This window comes from Terriglobus sp. YAF25, from assembly GCF_052113305.1.
In the GTDB taxonomy this organism is placed as follows: Bacteria; Acidobacteriota; Terriglobia; order Terriglobales; family Acidobacteriaceae; genus Terriglobus.
In genome coordinates, this window is the sequence record NZ_JBFRCY010000417.1 from 1 (window position 1) to 4,125 (window position 4,125).

The 4,125-nt window shown below is 53.8% G+C and carries 3 protein-coding genes; 2 read left to right on the top strand and 1 reads right to left on the bottom strand.

Annotation, left to right across the window (positions count from 1 at the left end; all coding sequences use genetic code 11):
• Window positions 1-552: 552 nt before the first annotated feature.
• Complete coding sequence (locus tag AB4043_RS16915; RefSeq protein WP_442307585.1) at window positions 553-2,676, top strand: winged helix-turn-helix domain-containing protein; 2,124 nt, start codon at window positions 553-555, stop codon at window positions 2,674-2,676.
• 155 nt (window positions 2,677-2,831) lie between these two features.
• Entirely contained in the window at window positions 2,832-3,353 is a 522-nt protein-coding gene (locus AB4043_RS16920) for an Hsp20 family protein (protein WP_442299066.1), read from the top strand.
• A 166-nt stretch (window positions 3,354-3,519) separates the two neighbouring features.
• Here AB4043_RS16920 and AB4043_RS16925 read toward each other — a convergent pair whose 3' ends face one another.
• Window positions 3,520-3,933, bottom strand: coding sequence for a hypothetical protein (locus AB4043_RS16925; protein ID WP_442307586.1), 414 nt, complete (start codon window positions 3,931-3,933; stop codon window positions 3,520-3,522).
• Window positions 3,934-4,125 lie beyond the last annotated feature (192 nt).

The following is a 4,125-nucleotide window of genomic DNA, read 5'->3' on the forward strand; positions in this document are numbered from 1 at the left end:
ATTCCAAGGCGCACCTGTGCCGGTTGTTGAGACGCCTAAACTCCTACGGCGAACTGTGCTTCAATGCCTGCAGGTTTGGTCGCCCACTTGCTGGTTTGCGCTGCGTGAGTTCCGACGGAGGATGGAAGATGCGTTCTGTACCCAGATCTCCAAGAGCGAAACGGTCCAGGCTACCTGTAGTACTCCCAGTGCAGCCAGCCATCCACTCGGGAGCCCGGCCTTGATGAGAGACATCCAACACATCGAAAAGATACTGACTCCAACCAACGTAAGTGCGACAACTGGGAGATATGGGCTCCGGATCAGCAACTTTTGCGGAACATGGGAGGTATACAAAGCAGGGCCATAAAACGACCGATGCAGTCCAGTAATTGCCATAATGGTATGTCCTTTAAGAAAACCAAATGCAGTACAACGGGCCCGATCACGATACGGAACTGAGACCCGACGAAAATGAAACTGGCTCAAAGTACATAGAACGGGTAGATATAGTCCTCAAAACCGTAATTGATGCTGGTCAATTGATCCATTGTTATATCCAGGTCTTTTGTAATGAAAGAGATACAGTTTTTTGGAGAATATACGTTTGAGAAATCTCCGCTACTTGTCATGCGCGGAATTGAGATGATTGATCTCACACCAAGGCAATTAGAGACCTTATCTTTGCTGCTTGAAGCTAAAGGGGAGGTCGTTAGCAGAGAGACATTCCTGGACAAAGTCTGGGGAGACGTTATTGTCGAAGAACACAATCTGACCCAGACAATCTTTCTCCTGCGCAAGACCTTAGGGAGGTTACCAAATGGTCAGGAGTACATAGAAACAGTACCCAAAAAAGGGTACCGCATGTCACCATCCGCATTGTCTCTCTCAACAACGCGCGAACCCGCTCCCTCCCTATGGGACAAGGCGAAAAAGAAGATTCCCTCGCCAGCTTTGCCGAGTGTTCCTTTGATGGAAGGGAAGCGCTCCAGGAACATTATTAAGAAGATGTTTCTAATACAGGCTGCCGTCATTGTTGTCACGATGGCAGCTACGCTGCTCCGCGGCTTTCAGGCAAGGCCACACTTATTGAAAGTAAGGCAGCTAACGGATGACGGCGTCTATAAGGTAAGTGATGCTCCCATCTTCCTGCGCGATAATAGGCTCTTTTTTACGGAGCGCCAGGATACCCGGAATGTGTTGGTAAGTGTCTCTCTCGATGGCAGTATCTCCAGGAACCAGGTGCTTCCGTTTCGGGATGGAGTTCTGTCTGGTATCGGCAAGTCTGGGGAGGAAGTGCTGATTGCCAGGCCGGGTGATAAAGGCACAATCACCGTGGCATTGCTAAACGGAGATAACGCTCGCCCGTTAAGTGAATTCAGTGGAGAATCGCCTTCGTGGTCGCCAGACGGCAAGCGTCTGGCGTTCATTCGCGGACAACAATTGTTCACGGCGGACGAGGGGGGCCAGAACCCCGTCCCCCTGGCGGCAGTGCAAGGAATCCCATTCTGGCCGGTATGGTCGCCTGACGGTACTGCTATACGGTTTTCGGTTCGCGAGCCAGATGGGGGACAAAGCATTCACGAAGTAAACCTTGCGACGAAACGCCTTTCGCAGGTGCTCCGGGGCGAGCCACATGAACATCGTGCATGTTGCGGTGCATGGACCTCGAACGGAAGGTATTTCGCATATGTTGTCGGAAACTCCGCGTCGACGTCACTATGGGTGCAGCACGAAGAGGTTCTTGGATGGAAGGAGATCAAGCGTTCCTGGGAGCTGGCATCGGGGCCGGTGGATTTCTGGCGGGCGCCCGTTATCGACCAGGATCATATTTATGCGATCGGTGAACAGGTGAGGCACAGGCTCGTTCTGCTCAACTCGAAATTTGCTCCTTTTCTTCCGGCGGTTTCGGCGAATTCATTGAGCATCTCTCATGATGGAGCGTGGATTGCGTACTCCGTGTATCCGGAGGGTTCACTCTGGAAAAGCCGTCTGGATGGTACCGAACGGACCCGTCTTTCGGCGCATGACGAGTACACACGCATGCCGCAATGGTCGGCCGATGATCATGACATCTTCTATCTGCGCATGACCGAAGGCAAGCCGTGGAGTTTAGCGCAGGTGGATGCGCGTGGCGGTAAGCCGGGCATTCTGGCAATCGGCGGCAGCGGAACGAGTGAGCTGGCCTATAGTAGCGCCGGCGATCAACTTGTCATGGATCAGACGGGCCTGAGCAGCACGAGATCCGGGAAGCTCGCCATCCTTTCTTCAAAAGGGCAATTGATAGAAGAACTGCCAGGGTCTGAAGGAATGACCGCTGCAAGGTGGTCAGCGGATGGGCGATATATCTCTGCTATAACTGCGGATCGAGAACAACTACGCGTTTTTGACAGGGTGTCCAGAAAGTGGGATGTCGTGTTCACCTCAGCCACGATCGGAGCTAATGTCTGGGATCGCAAGGAGAATACCCTCTATTTCATGGCCCGCCAGGAGTCCACGGCAACCCAGGAGCAGCGGTGTACCCYTTTCAGGTTTCAGCCCGGCGGGCAGGGGGTAAGCGAAGTGATGGAGATACCTGAGGTCTATGCGAATGGTGATGTATCCCGAGCATTAGAGGCCACCGCACGCGGAGACCTGATCTTCGAGTACCTGGAGGGTGCGGCGGAGATCTATGACCTGAATGTAGATCTCAAGTGAATCGCGTACGGGACTGGAGCTCCATAACTTCCTTCCGGGAGATCTCCCCTGTAAGTGATCACCGTCACTAGGGACGGTGCAGATGGTCACGGTCTTCCTGTATCGAGCCTGTTATGTAGCCATGTGAGCGCGCTTGCGCCGAAGGAGGGCTTGTCATGCCTACTACGCTAACCGTCCACTCAGGCAAATCGCTTAAGACTGCTATTCAATTTCCTCATATTCATAATCTTTTTGAGGACATGGAGCGCCTTACCGAACGTATCTCCAAGCGTGCTTTCAGTCTCTTCCAGCAACGCGGAGGGGCCGAGGGCCGTGACTGGGATGATTGGTTTGAGGCTGAAGCGGAGTTCCTGAAAGCGGTTCCGGTAGAGATTGTAGAGTCAGATCAAAATTTTTCCGTCCGGGCGGAAGTGCCGGGGTTCAAAGCCGAGGAGCTTACCGTTCAGGTGGAGCCGAATGGAGTCTATATTCGCGGTAGATCCGAAAGCAGGAAGGAAGAAAAGGGGAAGGGAGCTGTCACGTATAGTGAAGTGTTTTCGAATGAGATTGCGCGCCATATCGAACTGCCGTCCATAATCGATGCAAGCCATAGTGAAGCAAAGCTCAGCGATGGTGTGCTCGAACTTACGTTGCCAAAATCGGCTCCTCCCAAGGCCGTCAACATCAAGGTCGCATGAAGACATAGCCCTCGTTCGGTGCAGGGACGTTATAGAGCATCTTCCCTGTAGCTTGGTATCCCGGAAGGGGCGTGCAGCGGCGTTTTCATTGCGGAAAACGCCCATAGATGCGGAAGCCCTGATGCGGAAGCCCTATTCTACAACTGCAGGGAACAATGCTCTAGCCTCACGGAATGACTACGTAGGGAAGTGTGAATCTGCTTTCGCGAATATCGAGCAGAACCCGATTGATCTCATCCAGGCGGCAGGGCGTGACCTTTGGCCGCCATGAGAGGTTTGCAACAAGCTGCAGATACTCGGCGGCATCTCGCCGCGTGAGATTGGCGACGCTGCGGAGTTGCCGTTCTCCCCAAAGAAGCGTGTCGTAGTCGAACGACGGAATGCGGTCCAGATGGACGGCATTGATCGCGACGACTCCTCCCTTCGAGAGAGAGCGAAGGGCAGAGATAACAACATTACCGACAGGCGCAAAGGTGATTGCTGCATCAAGCTGTTCGGGAGTTTTCTCATCGAGCGGACCTGCCCAACGTGCGCCCTGGGTGCGGGCCAGATCCTGGTGGTCGGGTTCGCGGGTGGCCACGAAAACGTCACAGCCCCACTGGAGAAGAACAGGCAYCACCATTTGCACCGAAGCGCCGTATCCAAAGAGACCCACGCTTGTACCGGGTTTGACGTCAGCAACGCGTAGACTCCTGTACCCTACTGCGCCAGCGCAAAGAAGCGGGGCGGCCGTTTCCGACGACAGGCTTGCTGGAATTGAATAGGTGAAACG

Excerpts from the sequence above, each read along its gene's own strand:
- AB4043_RS16920 (WP_442299066.1), top strand. The coding sequence starts at position 2,832 with ATGCCTACTACGCTAACCGTCCACTCAGGCAAATCGCTTAAGACTGCT.